The 17,245-nt window shown below is 68.4% G+C and carries 17 protein-coding genes; 4 read left to right on the forward strand and 13 right to left on the reverse strand.

Annotation, left to right across the window (positions count from 1 at the left end):
• Nucleotides 1-82 precede the first annotated feature (82 nt).
• The 12 genes from QQA12_RS02590 to QQA12_RS02645 form a co-directional block, all read right to left on the reverse strand.
• Nucleotides 83-2,206: a hypothetical protein gene (locus QQA12_RS02590; protein WP_226050727.1), complete on the reverse strand. Its 2,124-nt coding sequence runs from the start codon at nt 2,204-2,206 to the stop codon at nt 83-85.
• A complete protein-coding gene (gene rffA, locus QQA12_RS02595; protein ID WP_233324870.1) occupies nt 2,203-3,303 on the reverse strand; it encodes a dTDP-4-amino-4,6-dideoxygalactose transaminase in 1,101 nt (366 codons plus the stop codon). Before rffA ends, QQA12_RS02590 begins: the two co-directional genes overlap by 4 nt.
• 54 nt (nt 3,304-3,357) lie before the next feature.
• Nucleotides 3,358-3,723 (reverse strand): EamA family transporter, encoded by a 366-nt coding sequence (locus QQA12_RS02600; RefSeq protein WP_226050725.1) that lies wholly within the window; start codon nt 3,721-3,723, stop codon nt 3,358-3,360.
• 4 nt (nt 3,724-3,727) lie between these two features.
• Nucleotides 3,728-4,951: an acyl-CoA reductase gene (locus QQA12_RS02605; RefSeq protein WP_226050724.1), complete on the reverse strand. Its 1,224-nt coding sequence runs from the start codon at nt 4,949-4,951 to the stop codon at nt 3,728-3,730.
• Nucleotides 4,948-6,045: an acyl-protein synthetase gene (locus QQA12_RS02610; RefSeq protein WP_226050751.1), complete on the reverse strand. Its 1,098-nt coding sequence runs from the start codon at nt 6,043-6,045 to the stop codon at nt 4,948-4,950. The genes QQA12_RS02605 and QQA12_RS02610 overlap by 4 nt, the downstream gene beginning before the upstream one ends.
• A gap of 2 nt (nt 6,046-6,047) precedes the next feature.
• Nucleotides 6,048-7,442, reverse strand: coding sequence for an AMP-binding protein (locus tag QQA12_RS02615; RefSeq protein WP_233324869.1), 1,395 nt, complete (start codon nt 7,440-7,442; stop codon nt 6,048-6,050).
• Nucleotides 7,443-8,189, reverse strand: a complete 747-nt coding sequence (locus tag QQA12_RS02620; protein ID WP_226050722.1) for an SDR family NAD(P)-dependent oxidoreductase — start codon at nt 8,187-8,189, stop codon at nt 7,443-7,445.
• A gap of 2 nt (nt 8,190-8,191) precedes the next feature.
• A complete protein-coding gene (locus tag QQA12_RS02625; protein ID WP_226050721.1) occupies nt 8,192-8,440 on the reverse strand; it encodes an acyl carrier protein in 249 nt (82 codons plus the stop codon).
• Nucleotides 8,437-9,198: a hypothetical protein gene (locus QQA12_RS02630; RefSeq protein ID WP_226050720.1), complete on the reverse strand. Its 762-nt coding sequence runs from the start codon at nt 9,196-9,198 to the stop codon at nt 8,437-8,439. Before QQA12_RS02630 ends, QQA12_RS02625 begins: the two co-directional genes overlap by 4 nt.
• A complete protein-coding gene (locus QQA12_RS02635; RefSeq protein WP_056930884.1) occupies nt 9,191-10,159 on the reverse strand; it encodes a glycosyltransferase family 2 protein in 969 nt (322 codons plus the stop codon). Before QQA12_RS02635 ends, QQA12_RS02630 begins: the two co-directional genes overlap by 8 nt.
• 163 nt (nt 10,160-10,322) lie before the next feature.
• The gene (locus tag QQA12_RS02640) at nt 10,323-11,258 is read right to left on the reverse strand and encodes an electron transfer flavoprotein subunit alpha/FixB family protein (protein ID WP_226050719.1); all 936 of its coding nucleotides are present in this window, start codon (nt 11,256-11,258) and stop codon (nt 10,323-10,325) included.
• Nucleotides 11,259-11,339: 81 nt separating this feature from the next.
• Entirely contained in the window at nt 11,340-12,086 is a 747-nt protein-coding gene (locus tag QQA12_RS02645) for an electron transfer flavoprotein subunit beta/FixA family protein (RefSeq protein WP_056930886.1), read from the reverse strand.
• Nucleotides 12,087-12,363: 277 nt separating this feature from the next.
• Here QQA12_RS02645 and rfbB point away from each other — a divergent pair, with 277 nt between their 5' ends.
• From rfbB to rfbD, 4 genes are read left to right on the forward strand one after another with little or no spacing between them, the layout of a single operon-like run.
• Complete coding sequence (gene rfbB / locus QQA12_RS02650; protein ID WP_226050718.1) at nt 12,364-13,419, forward strand: dTDP-glucose 4,6-dehydratase; 1,056 nt, start codon at nt 12,364-12,366, stop codon at nt 13,417-13,419.
• 13 nt (nt 13,420-13,432) lie between these two features.
• Nucleotides 13,433-14,320, forward strand: coding sequence for a glucose-1-phosphate thymidylyltransferase RfbA (rfbA, locus tag QQA12_RS02655; RefSeq protein ID WP_054662763.1), 888 nt, complete (start codon nt 13,433-13,435; stop codon nt 14,318-14,320).
• Nucleotides 14,317-14,874 (forward strand): dTDP-4-dehydrorhamnose 3,5-epimerase, encoded by a 558-nt coding sequence (gene rfbC, locus QQA12_RS02660; protein ID WP_226050717.1) that lies wholly within the window; start codon nt 14,317-14,319, stop codon nt 14,872-14,874. The genes rfbA and rfbC overlap by 4 nt, the downstream gene beginning before the upstream one ends.
• Nucleotides 14,871-15,770: a dTDP-4-dehydrorhamnose reductase gene (rfbD, locus tag QQA12_RS02665; protein WP_226050716.1), complete on the forward strand. Its 900-nt coding sequence runs from the start codon at nt 14,871-14,873 to the stop codon at nt 15,768-15,770. The genes rfbC and rfbD overlap by 4 nt, the downstream gene beginning before the upstream one ends.
• A 69-nt stretch (nt 15,771-15,839) precedes the next feature.
• Here the strand turns inward: rfbD and QQA12_RS02670 are convergent, their stop codons facing one another.
• Nucleotides 15,840-17,243: a mannose-1-phosphate guanylyltransferase/mannose-6-phosphate isomerase gene (locus tag QQA12_RS02670; protein ID WP_226050715.1), complete on the reverse strand. Its 1,404-nt coding sequence runs from the start codon at nt 17,241-17,243 to the stop codon at nt 15,840-15,842.
• Nucleotides 17,244-17,245: the final 2 nt, after the last annotated feature.

A 17,245-nucleotide genomic window follows, 5' to 3' on the forward strand; every position in this document is an offset into this window, starting at 1 on the left:
GCCTCCCGGCCGGCTTTCCGGCTGGTACGCCGGCAGTGTCCACTGCTCGGCCCGCGAGACGGGGCGTGGTGGCACCCCGGTGTCAGGTCAGGTGCGGCAATGCGATGCGGGTGAACGAGGCCGCCGACAACAGGAAAAGAACCAGCGCGGCGGTGGTGAAAAGCCGCCGGGCGAGCGGCGACTCCCCGGTCCGCAGGAAGAACGGCACCATCATCACCAGGATGCCCAGCACATAACGCCCCTGTGGCTGGAAGTCGTACACCCAGCTGTGCAGGAACGAGGCAAGTACCAGTGCGGCGGCGCAGCCCGCGCTGGCGACGACCTCGGCGATGCTCAGCGTACGCGTTGCCAGGCCAAGGCCCAGTGCCAGCAGCAGCAGCGCGCACACGCCCCATCCCATGGCCCTGTAGACGATGTCGGCATCGTAGTACTCCATGTACCCGTAAACGCCGAAGAAGCTGCGGAAGGACGTGGTATGCCACGTCCTCGGGGCCTCCAGCAGTCCGCCGGGGGTCACGCCCTTCTGCTGCAGGCGCAGCCCGGGATACAGTTCGGACATGTCCTTGGCCACCGACGGCTTGAATGCCGGTGCGGCGTAACGTTCGCGCTGCTGCTCGACCAGTGCCGATTTGCCCGGTCCGCCCCGATGCTTGTAGGCGTCCATGCTGATCCACGGCAGCGCCACGGCTGCCGCCAGCGTGAGCACGATGGCGATCCGGCCGATACCGCGCCGGCTGTCGGGCTCGCGCAGCAGCGTCCACGCCGAATACAGGCAATAGCCCAGCGCCCCTGCGGCCAGCACACCCGCCAGGCCAAGCCCGCCCTGGCCCACGGCCGCCGCGAGCGCGGCGCCGGCACCATTGGCCGCCACGCCCAGCAACAGGAGCGTGACCAGTGCCAGCACGACGCCGGCGCGCAGGCGAAGGGCCACTACCGACATCGACAGCGCGATGAAGGCGGCAACCGGCCAGTAGTTCTTCTTGGATAGCAGCAGCAGCCCGAAGCAGGTGCAGAACAGCAGCAGGTGCCCGAGTGTCGCGGTGTCGAACGGGCCCCGCCGCTGCAGGAAGCGCTGCAGTGGGCCATCCGGCATCAGCGCGACCACGCAGGCCACAATGCCCAGTGCGAAGGGCAGGGCGTCGCCGTTGAAGTAGGAAAAAACATACCAGAGCTGGGGCGTTATCAGCAGCGGGATATAGCTGCCCCGCGGTGCGCCGGTTGCGACCAGGCCGACGAGCATGAGCGCGAACACGGCGACGTTGAAAGCGCGGAAGGACAGCTTCTCGTTCATGCCCAGCTCGCGGAACAGGCGCGATGCCTTGCCGGCGAACAGATACACCACGTTCCACTCTGACAGATAGGTCACGCCGTAGGGGCTGGTGGTGAAGCTGGGGGCCAGGTCGGGCGCGTCCATCCTCGGCGGCGTCCAGTGGCGCTGGAAGTAGCGGGCGTCGGCTTCATGCAGGCGTTCGTCCGGATGCAGCGAGCGGCCATCGGTAGGCGAGAACATCGCCATGGCCGAGCACAGGCCGAGGGCGAGCAGTGCCAGCACCAGCATGGGCCTGGAAAGCCGGAGGAACTGCAGGGTGACCACGCCCAGCAGGCAGAGCCAGAATCCCCACCACAATGCCCTCCACAGGACCGGGGGAATGCCGGTATTGCTGGGCAGGGGCGCGTCCAGCGCAAGTGCAAGCTGGGGGTCGTTGGCATCCTCGGCGACCAGGAAACGCGCATGGCCGTGTTCGTCGGTCCCGTCACGGACGATCTGCGTGCCTGCCAGCTGCCCGGGATCAGCCAGTATGCGCACGCCATCCTGCGCGCCGCCGGTGCTCGCTATGCGTGCCAACACCAGTGGCGCGGCGCCGGGGCTGGGGTCCAGGCGCAGGCTGCGGATGTTGCCGCGAGGCAATCTGTAGCGGAGTTCGGTCTCGCCGGCCGCGTATGCCTGGGTAGCGGAGAGCGACTCGGACAGGCCGCTGCCCCTGTCGAAGTACACCTGCAACTGGCCGGGCTCCGCGCTTTCCACGGTGATCACCAGCGCCTGCCGGTCGTAGGGAACGGCCAGCAGCAACAGCAGCAGCAGGCCCGAAGCGAGCAGCAGGGCACCCTGCAGCCGCTGGCGCGGCGTCGACGCGGACAGTCGCGCGGGCACGGACTGCAGGTAGGCCCTGAACGAACCGGGGACCGGCAGCGACGCCGGGTTCATGCCAGCACGTCGTCGGCGGCGGCGAATATCGCATCGAGGTGTTCTTCCACCCCGATCCACAGCGGCATCCGCACCAGGCGCTCGCTGAGCGCGTCGGTATTGTGCAGCTGGCCATGGGTACGCGCGGTCTGCAGGCCGGCCGGCGCCGAGTGCAGGGGAATGTAGTGGAACACCGTCTGCACCCCCCGGGCCTTCATTTCCGCGATGAAGCGGGTCCGCGTCTCGAGATCGGGCAACAGCATGTAGTACATGTGCGCGTTGTGCTCGCAGTCGCCGGGGACGACCGGGCGGCGCAGGCGGCCGGCCTTCTCGTGCGGCGCGGCCCACTGGTGGTAGCGCTCCCAGATGGCCAGGCGCCGGGCGGTGATCTGGTCGGCCTCCTCGATCTGGGCGCACAGGAATGCGGCGGTGATCTCGCCAGGCAGGAACGACGAACCGACATCCACCCAGGTGTACTTGTCGACCTGGCCGCGGAAGAAGCGGCTGCGGTTGGTGCCCTTCTCGCGCAGGATCTCGGCGCGCTCGCCGAAGCGCGCGTCGCGGCACAGCAGAGCGCCGCCTTCGCCGGAGATGATGTTCTTGGTCTCGTGGAAACTCAGCGCACCCAGTTCGCCGATGGTGCCCAGCGGACGTCCCTTGTAGGTGGACATGATGGCCTGTGCCGCATCCTCCACGACCGCCAGCCCGTGGCGGGCGGCGATGTCCATCAGCGTATCCATCTCGCAGGCCACGCCGGCGTAGTGGACCACGCAGATGGCGCGGGTGCGCGGGGTGATCGCGGCCTCGACCAGGCGCTCGTCCAGGTTCAGGGTGTCCTCGCGCACGTCCACGAACACCGGCACCGCACCGCGCAGCACGAAGGCGTTGGCGGTGGACACGAAGGTGTAGGACGGCATGATCACTTCATCACCGGGCTGCAGGTCGAGCAGCAGGGCCGCCATTTCCAGCGCCGCGGTGCAGCTGTGGGTGAGCAGCGCACGCTGCGCTCCGGTGCGCTGCTCCAGCCATGCATGGCTGCGCTTGGTGAACTGGCCGTCGCCGGACAGGTGGCCATTGGCATGCGCCTGGGCGATGTGCCACAGCTCGCGGCCGGTCATGAAAGGCTTGTTGAAGGGAATCAAGGGTGGCCTCGCGGGATGCGTTGAGGTGGTTCAGGCGACCGATCGCGAAAGCACGACCACGCCGAGCATGATGATCAGCGTGCCGGCGATCTTGTAGCCGTCCAGCTGCTCATGGAAGAGCGCCACGGCCAGCAGCGCGACCAGGAAGAAGTTGATCGCCATGTACGGATAGGCGCGGCTGATCGGCATCTTGCTGATCGCCGCCATCCAGCACAACGAAGCGCCGAACGCCGCGGCGAAGGCGGAAATCACCCATGGCTTGAGCAGCAGCTGCACCAGGTTGAGTGGCTGCAGCGGGGCCGCCAGCAGGTGCCCATGCACGCCGACCTGCCATTTCAGGATCAGTTGGCCGTAGACGGTCAACAGGATGGTCAGGGCGATGAATACATAGCTCATCGGGTCAGTTTCCAGGCAGGGTGATCTTGCGGGTGAGCACGTCCAGCAGGTCGGTGCCATCCCAGACCGGATGGAAATCCAATGCGCGGCCGAACGGCACGATGCGGTCCAGCGCGCGGTTGCCAAGCTGGTCCAGCAGGGCGACCAGCGCCTCGCGGGAGAAGCCGTGCTGGACCAGGGTCTGGTCGCGGTCGTCCAGCTGCGGTGCGAGCTCGACGAGCGAACCGAGCCGGACATCCACCACCAGCCCATGCCCGCTCTGCAGTTCGCGCAGCCGCCCGTCGGCACGCCCGGCATCCAGGGTCAGGGGGTAGCTGCCCAGGGCGCTGCCGGCATGCAGGCCCGGCGCCAGCGCCGCCATCAGGTGCGCGTCGGTGACCCGGGCCATCAGTGCGGCGGGCTCATCGGCGACCTGCCCGGACTGCGCACGCACGGCCGCCCAGAAGCGCGCGCGCGCGGCTTCCACCGTGTCCGCCGTGCCGACCCAGTACAACGTACGCGGCGAGGAGCAGGCCTGCTGGCCGAACCAGAGCACGTCGTTGATGAAGCGGTGCGCGAGCTGGCCCAGCTCGGCGTCGTCGCTGGCCGCGAGCGTGGCCGCATCGATGGCCGCCACCCCGAACCGGTCGGGGAAGGCCAGTTCCAGCGCCAGCGGTGCCAGCGGCAGCGAGCGGATCTTGGCCACGGTCGCGTCGCCGCCCCAGATGATGCGCGCGTGGCACTGGCGCGACAGCAACGTGGTTGTCGCGTCGTCGTGCGGATAGGTCAGCAGCACGCTGCGCTGCAGGACGTCGTCGTGCAGGCCTTCGGCCTGCATCGCGTGCAGGATCGAGACGAGCGCCTCGCGCTGGGCGCTGGGCTTCTGCGACAGGCGCGCGACGTTGCGGTTGCCGGCAAGCACCGACATCAGCCAGGCGTAGGCGAACAGGACATCGACGTTGGCCGGCGCAAGGTGGAACACCAGCCCGCGCGCGAGCAGGTGTTCGTTGGCCGGCGATTGCAGGCGGCGCGAAAGGTGTTCCTGCGCGGCCGGCCGGAACCAGTGGGCCAGGGTGGCAAGCTCGGGATGGTCACGCAGTACCGGCAGGGCGAACACCCGGCGCGCGAAGTCGGTCACGAAGGCCCGTGCCTGCGCACTGAACGGCGGCAGTGGCGCCAGCGCGGCGATGCGCGTCAGCTGCGCATCGAGCGGTGCGGTGCCGTCGACGGAAAACAGGATGCGGGTCATGCGTTCGGTACCGTCCTTGTGTCGCTGCAGCCACGTACTTCGACGTTCCTGATGCGGCCGAGCACGCCGAAATGCTTGCCCGGGCGCCCGCACCGGCAGTCGTCCTCGCCATGGATCACGCCCAGGTCCTCGGTGAGCAGGCTGTGCCCCGGATAGCTGCCGGGCAGCAGGCTCAGTACCTGTATCGCGCCGACGGTACCGTCGGCGACCGGGGCAAGATCCTTCAGGTCGCGGACGATGACGTCCGCATAGGCCGGTGCGTGCAGGTGCCCGTGCTCGCATTCGAAGAAGATCGACCCGACCTGCTCGACCATGCCGTAGTAGTTGTGCACCCGATCAATGCCGAATGTGGTGGACAGCGCGGCCTTGTAGGCGGCGTTGTCGACCTTCTGCTCGTCCATCTTCTTCCAGCCACCGCCGTGCACCAGCATGCTGCCGGCCGGGAAACGCAGTTCGACCCCGTCGCGCCGCGCCGCCTGCACGAAGGATTGCCAGACGATGAAGGTGAACCCGAACAGCAGCACCGGTTCCTCCGGCGCCCTGGACAGCCATTGCGCCAGGGCAACCCAGTCGGGCTGCAACTGCTCGTCGAGCAGATAGAGATGATCGCGGCCGAAGTTGGAGAAGCCCAGGATGCCGGCCGCGCGCGCGTTGAAGCGGCTGCGGTCGCGCAGGAAACTGTCGTCGTCGACCACCAGCATGCGCATTCGGCGGTTGCCGGCGAAGTGCGAGAAGATCCGTGCCAAGGCACGGGTCTGCGCGCGCGCGGTGTCAGCATCGAGGAAGATGCGCGATACCGCCGCGCCGGTCGTGCCGCTGGAAACCAGCGTGCGCAGCACCTGGTCATCGGCGACGCTCTTGAGCTCCAGCTGCTTGAACAGGCGCACGGGCAGCCACGGCAGCGCCTCCAGGCTGTCGGCCGCGCCACCCTGCCAGAGCGCGTCGAGCATCGCCGCGTAGGGTGCGCAATGCGCATGATGGTGGCGGGTGAGCGACTGCAGCCCATGCAGCAGCCACTCGCGCTTGGCCTGGCGGTCCAGGCCGAAGACATCGACGTCCAGTGCGGCCGCGGCCAGCGGCGTCGCGGGTGCCATGTTCACTTTCCGGCTCCTTCCCCGGCCAGCTGCCGGAGCGACGGATAATCGATCTTGCCGTTGGACAGCAGCGGCAAGGCCTCCAGGTGGATGCAGCGCACCAGCCCGCCGAACAGCTTGTAGCGCGCCTGTACCAGGCGTCGCACCTCATCCGGCGGCGCGGCCTCGCCGCCATGGCTGAACACCACCAGGTCGTCGTCGCTGCCCGAGCAGGCGATCTGCCGGCCCAGCGCCGCCGACAGCATCGCTTCAACCTCGTCCAGGTTGACGCGGTTGCCGGACATCTTCAGGAAGCGCTTGGCGCGGCCGGTGATGTAGTGGAAGCCGTCGGCATCGACACGGGCCAGGTCGCCGGTGCGCAGCACGCCGTGCTGTTGGTCGGCAGCAGCCAGTTCGCCGCGCGAGGTGGCGTAGCCCATCATCACGTTGGGGCCTTCGTACACCAGCTCGCCGCTGTCGCCATCGACATGCATGCGGCCGCCGGGGACCGGAATGCCGATGCTGCCGATCTTGTCCAGCAGGCGTTCCGGTGGCACGTAGCTGATCCGCGGGGATGCCTCGGTCTGGCCGTACATCACGAAGAACTGAAGGCCGTGGTCGCGTGCCGATTCGGCGAAATGCCGTACCAGTTCGTCGCGCAGGCGCCCGCCGGCCTGGGTCAGCATGCGCAGGCCCGGCAGTTGCAGTCGCGCCAGTCCCATGCGCCGCAGGATCTCGTAGGTGGCCGGGACGCCCGAAAGCGAAGTGACGGCGTTGCCGCGCGCGGCTTCCCAGAACTCGCGCGTCATCAGGCTGTCCTCGCTGAGCACCACGCAGCCACCGCATGCGAGGTGGCTGTTGAGGATCGACATGCCGAAAGAGTAGGCCAGCGGCAGGGTGGTGATGGCACGGTCGTCGGCGGTCAGGCCCAGGTAGGCGACGATTGACGCGGCGTTGCTGGCCAGCCCCTGCGCGGACAGCCGCACCAGCTTCGACGAGCCGGTGCTGCCGGACGTGCTGAGCAGTACGGCCAGTTCCGGGTGCGGCGCGGCGCCGGTGACGGCGTCGCGGACGTGGATGCTCAGGCGCCCGCCGCCGTGCACGGTGGTGTATCCCCGTGGTGCCGGGCCGGGCAATGCGAGCCACTCGGGGGTGTAGCAGTCGACCAGGGCCGCGAGCAGCTCCGGGTCGGTATCGGCCTGCACCAGCAGCGGTACCTGGCGTGCGCTGCGCAGCGCACCCAGGTACAGCGCCACGGCCTCGATCGTGCTGGGCATCGCCAGGATGCCCATGCCACGGCCGCCCGGGAGCAGGCCGGCCAGGTCATCGGCCAGTCCGGCCAGTTCGCGGTAGCTGAGCGTGCGGGTCCCCTCGATCAGGGCCGTGCGCTCTCCATGGGGCAACTGCCAGAACCGCACTCAGACCACCATCTGCCCGTCGATGCCGATGACCTGGCCGGTGACGTAGGTCGACTGCCCGCCGAGCAGGAACGCGACCAGTTCGGCAACTTCCCGCGGCGTGCCGGCGCGTCCCATGCCGATCGACGCCACGCGCCTGGCATGGGCGGCTTCGGGCATGGCGCGGGTCATGTCGGTGTCGATGAACCCGGGCGAGACCGCATTGACGCGGATCCCCTTGGCGGCCAGTTCCTTGGCGGCCGAACGCGTCGCCCCGACCAGGGCGGCCTTGCTGGCGGCATAGAGGCTCAGGCCCGCGGCGCCGTTGACGCCCATGATCGACACCAGGTTGACGATGCTGCCGCGCTGCGTGCGTGACATCAGACGCGCCGCGTACTGCATCGCCATCAGTGGCGCCTTCACGTTGATCGCGAGCACGCGGTCGATGTCCTCGGCGCGGATCATCCCGAGCAGGCCTTCGTGCAGGACGCCGGCATTGTTGACCAGGCCGTCGAGGCGGCCGAAGCGATTGAACACCTGCTTGAACAGCCCCGCCAACGCATCCGCGTCGGCCAGGTCGATCACCGCGACCATCGGCTCAGGCGCGCCGTGTGCGGACAGTTCCGTCGCCAGCACCTGCAGCGCTTCGCCGTCGCGCGCCGCCATCACCAGCTGCGCGCCCTGGGTGGCGAGCAGTTCGCAGATGGCCTTGCCTATGCCGCGCGAGGCACCGGTGACCAGGATGACGGGAGCGTCGGCGGTTCCCATCGTCAGAGCGCGGCGCCGTGCTTGCGCAGGATCTCGCGCGCCTTTCCTACCGAGCTCATGTCGATCACGTCATCCATGTCGATCATCACGCCGAAGGCTTCTTCCAGCGCCGCAACCACCGACATGTGGGCAATCGAATCCCACTGCTGGATGGTGTTGTAGCGCAGCTCGTCGGTGACCTGGGCGGCGTCGATGCCCAGCACGCGGGCGAAAACGGCGACGACCTGGTCTTCGTGGGAGGGGTTGTTCATAGGAATTTCCGGAAACCAGTGAGGGAAGTGTTGAACTGGAAGCCAAGCCGCGCATACAGGTTGATGATGCCGGTGTTGGCAGCCGATACCAGCGTGGTGCAGCGCTGGATGTCGCGTGCGGCCAGCGATTCGAGCGCGGTTACCCACAACGGCATCGCCAGCATCGCATACGGCGCTGCCGCGCCCGTGAGCAGGAGCTCGGCTCGGTGCGCATCGGCGTACACGCGCTCGGCATGGAAGCCGATGACGCGACCACGCGACTCGGCGGTGTAGGCAAGGCCGCCGTTGACCAGGTCCTCGATCCAGTTGGCGGTGCGCTTCCGCGCGTGCGCCGGATCGATCGCCGGATCCTCGAGGAAGCGGCCGTGGCCGAAGTCATCGTGGGCGATGCCGCGCAGCAGCGCGATGTCGCTGGCGACGGCGGGGCGCAACGTCGGCAGCATGCCGCGTGGAACCGGCGGCAGGTTGCCCATGCCGCTGCGCGAAACGGTCAGCGAGGTCTCAACGAACTGGAAGCCACCTGCCAGCAGCGCGCCACGCAGCAGGTGCGCATTGCCGTCGACGCGGCCGAACAGGTAGCGCACGCCCAGCCCATGGGCCCATCGTTCGGCCTCCACCAGCAGGTGCGACGCGCTGTCGGCGCTGTGTGCCTCGAAGCCGGTGATCTCGGCGGTGGCGAAGCCCAGCGCGCGCTCGTCCCATGGGGTGAGTCGCGCCAGCAGCGTCGCGCCCTCGCGCTGGAGCGAAAGCTCAGCCATGGGGGGCCTCCGCGGTGGTGTCGGCGACGATGTAGTAGGGGCGCCGCTGCACGTTGCGGAACACCTGGCCGACGTACAGCCCGACCACGCCCATGGAGAACATCATCAGGCCGCCAATCAGCCAGATGGCGGCGATGATGGAGGTATATCCCGCCACCTGGATGTCGCCGTCCCACCAGCGCAGCACGCTGATGGCGACCATCACGAAGGCGACCAGCGCGCAGAATATGCCGGTGCCGGCCACCATGCGCAGCGGCTTCTCGGAGTAGCCCAGCGCGATGTTCATGGCCAGTCGCAGTAGCCGGCGCAGGGTGTAGGACGACTCGCCCTGCGCGCGCTGCTGGTGGCGCACGGGCAGCTTGGCGGTGCGGAAGCCGGCCCACTTCACCATCAACGGGAACGAACGGTCGCGTTCGGGCATCGCGCAGACCGCGTCGATGACCTTGCGGTGGAAAATGCCGAAATTGGCGGTGGACGGATCCTGCGGCACGCCGGTAAGCCAGCCCAGGGTAGCGAAGAAGCCCCACGACGACAGCCGCTTGAGCGGCGTGTCCTGGCGTTCCACGCGCTGGGCGAAGACGACCTCGTAGTTCTCTTCCAGCGCCTTGCGGTACAGCCGCGGGATTTCCGCCGGCACATCCTGCAGGTCGCAGTCCATCACCACGGTCCAGCGCCCGGATGCATGCTCGATGCCGGCGGAGATGGCCGAATGCTGGCCGAAGTTGCGTGACAGCCGCAGGCCGGTGAGCCATGCCCGGGTGGCCGCCAGTTCCTGGATGCGGCCCCAGGCCCCGTCCGGGCTGGCGTCGTCGACCAGGATCATCTCGAACGCGATATCCATGCCCGCCACCGCGGCCTCCACCTGGTCGGCCAGTTCCTCCAGGCAGCCCACGCAGCCATAGACGGGAACGACCACCGACAGTTCGATTGGCAGCGTGAGGGGGACTGGAGCAGCGGTCATGGAATGTAAGGCCTCGGCGCCATCGATCAATAAGGTCGGACCTGGGGGCGCGATGCCCTCGTCCGTGCGCAGACGGACCCAGCGACGCGAAAGTATAGGCGCCCGCGCAGGCGGGCGGCATGATGGTGGCGGCAACCGGTTGCGGCTGCCGCCACGCGCGGCGTCAGAGCGCCGCTTCCAGCTCGGGCAGGATGGCGAACAGGTCGCCGACCAGGCCGATGTCGGCCACTTCGAAGATCGGCGCGTCGCCGTCCTTGTTGATGGCCACGATGGTGCCGGCGTCCTTGATGCCGGTCAGGTGCTGGATGGCACCGGAAATGCCCACGGCGATGTACAGCTCGGGTGCGATGATCTTGCCGGTCTGGCCGACCTGCATGTCGCTGGGCACGTAGCCGGCGTCGACCGCGGCGCGCGAGGCGCCGACCGCGGCACCGAGCTTGTCGGCCAGCTGGTAGATCACCTTGAAGTTCTCTTCCGAACCGACGCCGCGGCCGCCGGACACCACGCGCTTGGCGCTCTGCAGGTCCGGGCGGTCGCTCTTGCCGGCGGCAAGGCCGACGAAACGGGTGTGCGCGGGCAGCGCGACATCGACGCTGATGGCTTCGACCGGGGCGCTGTTGCCCCTTGCCGCTTCCGGCCAGGAGGCGGCACGCACGGTGGCCACCACCACCTGGTCGGCCGGCACCTCGACGGTGATGATGGCGTTGCCGGCGTAGATCGGGCGCTTGAAGGTGTGCGTGCCGTCGACGGCCATCAGGTCGGAGACCTGGTTCACGCCCAGCAGCGCGGCAACCGCCGGCATCAGGTCCTTGCCGGTGGTGGTGGACGGGCCGAACACGTGGCTGTAGCCGGCGGCGGCCTTGGCGATCTGCGGGGCCTGGACCTGGGCCACGGCGTGCTGGTTGGCCGGGTTGGCGATGGTCAGCACCTTGCCGACACCGGCGATCTGCGCGGCTTCGGCGGCGATGGCGGCCGGATCGGCGGCCAGCACCAGCACGTCGATGTCGCCACCGATGGCGGCCGCGGCCGAGACCGTCTTGGCCACGGCGCTGTTGAGCTTGCCGTCCAGGTGTTCGGCGATTACGAGAATTTTAGACATCGGAACTTCCTTCAAATGGGGCGCAAGGCTTCGGCATTGGAAAGTCCGGCCATGTATGGCCGGGCTCGTGATCAGGGGTGATCACAAGAGCCCCTTCTGCCTGAGTGCGGCCACCAGTTCGGCGGCGTCTTTCACCATCACGCCCTTGCTGCGCTTGGCCGGCGCGGCGTAGTGGGTGGTCTTGAAGGTGTCGGCGGCTTCGACCCCCAGGTCGGCCAGCTGCAGGGTTTCCAGCGGCTTGGCCTTGGCCTTCATGATGTCCGGCAGCTTGATGAAGCGCGGTTCGTTCAGGCGCAGGTCGGTGGTGATCACCGCCGGCAGTTCCACTTCCAGCGTCTCCAGGCCGGCGTCCACTTCGCGGGTGACCGTGGCCTTGCCGTCGGCGATCTCGACCCTGGAGGCGAACGTGGCCTGCGGGCGTGCCCACAGCGTGGCCAGCATCTGCCCGGTCTGGTTGGCATCGTCGTCGATGGCCTGCTTGCCGAGGATGACCAGGTCCGGCTGTTCCTTTTCCACCAGCTTGAGCAGGGTGCGGGCGGCGGTCAGCGGCTGGATGGCCTGGTCGGTGACCACGTGGATGGCGCGGTTGGCGCCCATGGCCAGGCCGTTGCGCAGGTGCGCCTGGGCGTCGGCCGGGGCGATGGTGGCGACCACCACTTCGCTGGCGATGCCCTTGTCGCGCAGGCGCAGGGCTTCTTCCAGTGCGATTTCGTCGAACGGGTTGGGCGAGAGCTTGACGCCGTCGGTGACCACGCCGGAACCATCCGGCTTGACCTGAATGCGGACGTTGTAGTCCACCACGCGCTTGTACGCGACGAGGATTTTCATGTGCTGCGGGATCCTTCGGTTGCAGGGGGCCGGCGCCAGTGCCGGACAGATGAAGGCCCGATTCTAGCGGGTGGGGGATTGCCGTGCGAATGCGTATGGACAGTTGCGCGGGCCGGGACGTCGTCGACCCGTCCCTGTCCGCTGCTGGCGTGACCGGTACCGCACGTTTCGGTGGCGGCAAGGTAGTGGGGGCGGGGCAGCCTGTATCCTGTGCCGCCTGGAACAAGCTTCGGATCGCGGAGATCCGGGCAAATGGACGTCACAGGAGACAAGAATAGTGCCCACCTGGCTAGTGACCGGCGGTGCCGGCTTCATCGGCGGCAACTTCGTGCTGGAGGCGGTCGCCCGCGGCATCAAGGTCGTCAACCTCGATGCCCTGACCTATGCAGGCAACCTGCGCACACTGGCGAGCCTGGAAGGCAACCCGGCCCATGTTTTCGTCCAGGGCGACATCGGTGACCGTGTCCTGGTCGAGCGCCTGCTGGCCGAGCACCGGCCCGACGCGGTGCTGAACTTCGCCGCCGAGAGCCATGTCGACCGCTCGATCGATGGCCCCGGCGCCTTCATCCAGACCAACGTGGTCGGTACCCTGGGCCTGCTCGAAGCGGTGCGCGACTACTGGAAGGCGCTGCCGACCGCACAGGGCGAGGCGTTCAGGTTCCTGCACGTGTCCACCGACGAGGTCTACGGCACGCTGGGCGAGACCGGCAAGTTCACCGAGACCACGCCGTATGCGCCGAACTCGCCGTATTCGGCGTCCAAGGCCGCCTCGGACCACCTGGTGCGTGCGTTCCACCACACTTACGGGCTGCCGGTGCTGACCACCAACTGCTCCAACAACTACGGTCCGTACCACTTCCCCGAAAAGCTCATCCCGCTGGTGATCGCCAAGGCGCTGGCCGGCGAGCCGCTGCCGGTGTACGGCGATGGCAGGCAGGTGCGCGACTGGCTGTTCGTCACCGACCACTGCGAAGCGATCCGCACGGTGCTGGCCAAGGGCAGGATCGGCGAGACCTACAACGTCGGCGGCAACTCGGAGAAGCAGAACATCGAGGTGGTGCAGGCTATCTGCGCACTGCTCGATGCCCGCCGCCCGCGCGAGGACGGCAAGCCGCGCAGCAGCCAGATCACCTACGTGGCCGACCGCCCGGGCCACGACCGCCGCTATGCGATCGATGCGTCCAAGCTGAAGGACGAGCTGGGCTGGGAGCCGGCCTACACCTTCGAGCAGGGCATCGCTTTCACCGTGGACTGGTACCTGGACAACCAGGCGTGGGTCAACGGCGTGCTCGACGGCAGCTATCGCCTGCAGCGCATCGGCACCGCTGCCTGACACCGGAGACGACATGACCCAACGCAAAGGCATCATCCTCGCCGGCGGTTCCGGCACGCGGCTGTATCCGATCACCAAGGGCGTCAGCAAGCAGCTGTTGCCGGTGTACGACAAGCCGATGATCTACTACCCGCTCAGCGTATTGATGATGGCCGGCATCCGCGAGGTGCTGATCATCAACACGCCGCATGAGCAGGCGCTGTTCCAGGCGTTGCTGGGCGATGGCTCGCAGTGGGGCATGGACATCCGCTACGCGGTGCAGCCGAGCCCCGACGGGCTGGCGCAGGCCTACCTGATCGGCCGCGATTTCGTCGCCGGCAAGCCGAGCTGCCTGGTGCTGGGCGACAACATCTTCCACGGCCATGGCCTGCGCCAGCTGCTGCGCAGCGCCGACGCGCGCGATACCGGTGCCACCGTGTTCGGCTACTGGGTCAATGACCCGGAGCGCTACGGCGTGGCCGAGTTCGACAAGGACGGCAAGGTCGTCGGGCTGGTCGAGAAGCCGGAGAACCCGCGCTCCAACTACGCGGTCACCGGGCTGTATTTCTATGACGGCAATGCCAGCGACCATGCCGCCGGGCTCAGGCCCTCGCCGCGCGGCGAGCTGGAGATCACCGACCTGAACAAGTGTTACCTGGACGCCGGTGCGCTGTACCTGGAGCAGCTGGGGCGTGGTTACGCCTGGCTCGACACCGGTACCCACCAGTCGCTGCTGGAGGCGTCCAACTTCATCGAGACCATCCAGACCCGCCAGGGCCTGCAGGTCTGCTGTCCCGAGGAAATCGCCTACGGGCAGGGCTGGATCGGCGCGGCCGAACTGGAAGCGCTGGCCGCGCCGCTGCTCAAGAACGGCTATGGCCAGTACCTGCAGAAACTGCTGCAGCGCGGGGTGGTGCCATGAAGGTCATCGAAACCTCGCTGCCTGGCTGCGTGGTGATCGAGCCGGCGGTGTTCGGCGACGCCCGCGGCATGTTCTTCGAGACCTGGAACGCCGAGCGCTTCGCCGCGCACGGGCTGCCGACGAAGTTCGTGCAGAGCAACGTCTCCACCTCGGTCAAGGGCGTGCTGCGGGGCCTGCATTACCAGTGGCCGCGGCCGCAGGGCAAGCTGGTCAGCGTGCTCGAGGGCGAGGTCTATGACGTGGCGGTGGACATCCGCCGCGGCTCGCCGACCTTCGGGCGCTGGGAAGCGGTGCTGCTCAGCGCCGGGAACCACCGCCAGTTCTGGATCCCCGAAGGCTTCGCGCACGGTTTCGCGGTGCTCTCCGAGCGGGCGGTGTTCAGCTATCTGTGCACCGATGTCTACGTCAAGGAAGCCGATGCCGGCGTGCGCTGGAACGATGCCGACATCGCCGTCGACTGGCCGATCAGCGCGCCGACGCTGTCGGCCAAGGACGAGAGCGCGCCGTTCCTGGCGGAGATCGCCGAGGAGCGGCTGCCGGTGTACATGCCATGACGGTGCTGGTGTTCGGGGGCAACGGCCAGGTCGGCCGGGAGTTGCTGCGCGCGCTGGCGCCGCTGGGCACGGTGGTCGCCACCACCCGCAGCGGCACGCTGGCCGACGGCAGTGCCTGCGAGGTGGCCGATTTCGACCGCCCCGACAGCCTGCCGGCGCTGCTGGACCGCCTGCAGCCGGCGGTCGTGGTCAATGCCGCGGCCCATACCGCGGTGGACCGTGCCGAGCAGGAGCCGGAGGCTGCGTTCCGCGCCAATGCGCAGGCCCCGGGCGTGCTCGCGCGCTGGTGCGCCGCCCAGGGCGTGCCGCTGGTGCACTATTCCACCGACTACGTGTTCGACGGGCAGGGCGGCACGCCTTACCGCGAGGACGCGCCGACCGCGCCGCTGGGCGTTTACGGCACCAGCAAGCGCGACGGCGAGGACGCGGTGCGCGCCGCCGGCGGACGCCACCTGATCTTCCGCACCGCGTGGGTGTATGCCGCGCATGGCGGCAATTTCCTGCGCACCATGCTGCGCCTGGGCGCCGAGCGCGACCAACTGCGCGTGGTCGCCGACCAGATCGGCACGCCGACCCCGGCGGGGCTGATCGCCGACGTCACCGCGCAGGCGCTGCGGCACCCGGGTGGCCTGTCCGGCACCTGGCACCTGACCGCATCGGGGCAGACCAGCTGGCATGGTTTCGCCGAGGCGATCTTCGCCGAGGCGCAGGCTGCCGGGGTGCTGGCGAAGACGCCGGTGGTGGATGCCATCGCCAGTTCGGACTATCCGACGCCGGCCAGGCGTCCGGCGTGGTCGGTGCTGGACAACCGACGGCTGCAGCAGGACTTCGGCATCGTACTGCCGGCCTGGCAGGATGGCCTGAAGCGGGTGATGGCGGAAATCGCTGCGACCTGACCTGGGTCGCGTCGAGTACAGACAGGAAGCCCGGCCAGTGGCCAGGCTTCCTGTCTGCGCCAGGGCGCTTCAGCTGCGCCCGTAGGTATCTTCGAAGCGCACGATGTCGTCCTCGCCGAGATAGCTGCCGGACTGCACCTCGATCAGTTCCAGCGGCAGTTTGCCGGGGTTGCGCAGCCGGTGCGTCACCCCCAGCGGGATGTAGGTGCTCTGGTTCTCGCTGAGCAGCAGCACCTCGTCGCCACGGGTGACTTCGGCGGTACCGCTGACAACCACCCAGTGCTCGGCGCGGTGGTGGTGCATCTGCAGGCTCAGCGTGCCGCCGGGCTTGACCGTGATGCGCTTGACCTGGAAACGCTCGCCGTTGTCGATGGAGTCGTAGGCGCCCCACGGGCGGTAGACCTTGCGGTGCCAGGCGGCCTCGCTGCGGCCCTCGGCCTTCAGCCGCGCGACCACGTCCTTGACCTCCTGCATGCGGTCGGCCCGGCCGACCAGCACCGCGTCATCGGTCGCCACCACGATCACGTCATCCAGCCCGACCAGCGCCACCAGCCGTTCGCCGTAGGCGTAGGTGTTGCGGCAGTCGATGGCGATCACGTCGCCGTGGTGGGCATTGCCCTCGCCATCGCGCAGGGTGACGTCGCGCAGCGCGGTCCACGAGCCGACATCGCTCCAGCCCGCGTCCAGCGCCACCACCACCGCGTCGGCGGTCTTTTCCATCACCGCATAATCGATCGAGTCCGACGGCACCGCCGCGAACGCTTCGGCGTCGAGCCGGGTGAAATCGGCATCGCGGCGGGCGTTCTCCCAGGCGCTGCGGCTGCGTTCGAGCATGGCCGGGTTGAAGCGGGCAAGTTCCTCCAGGTAGCGCGATGCACGGAACAGGAACATGCCGCTGTTCCACAGGTACTGGCCGCTGGCGACATACGCGGTAGCGGTGTCCAGGTCGGGCTTCTCGACGAAGCGCTCGACCGGGCGGGCGCCACTGCCCGGCGCTGCCTTGATGTAGCCGTAGCCGGTTTCCGGGCCGGTCGGGACGATGCCGAACGTCACCAGCTTGCCGGCGTCGGCGGCCGCCGATGCCAGGCGCACGGCGGCATGGAAGGCCGCCTCGTCGGCGACCACGTGGTCCGAGGGCAACACCAGCAGCAGCGGGTCGTCGCCCTGGCGGGTGGCTTCCAGCGCGGCCACCGCGATGGCCGGCGCGGTGTTGCGCCCCATCGGTTCGAGGATGATCGCCTGCGGCTCCGCGCCTGCCTGTTGCAGCTGTTCGGCGGCCACGAAGCGGTGCGCCTCGTTGGCGATCACCAGCGGACCGTGCGCGGCGACGGCCGCGACCCGGTGCCAGGTCGACTGCAGCATGGTCTGCGTTCCGGTCAGCGCCAGGAACTGCTTGGGATAGGTCTCGCGCGAGAGCGGCCACAGGCGGGTGCCGGAGCCGCCGGACAGGATGACGGGCGTGATGTTGCTCATGC

The sequence above is a fragment of the Stenotrophomonas sp. 17(2023) genome, from assembly GCF_030345315.1.
Lineage (GTDB): Bacteria > Pseudomonadota > Gammaproteobacteria > Xanthomonadales > Xanthomonadaceae > Stenotrophomonas > Stenotrophomonas acidaminiphila.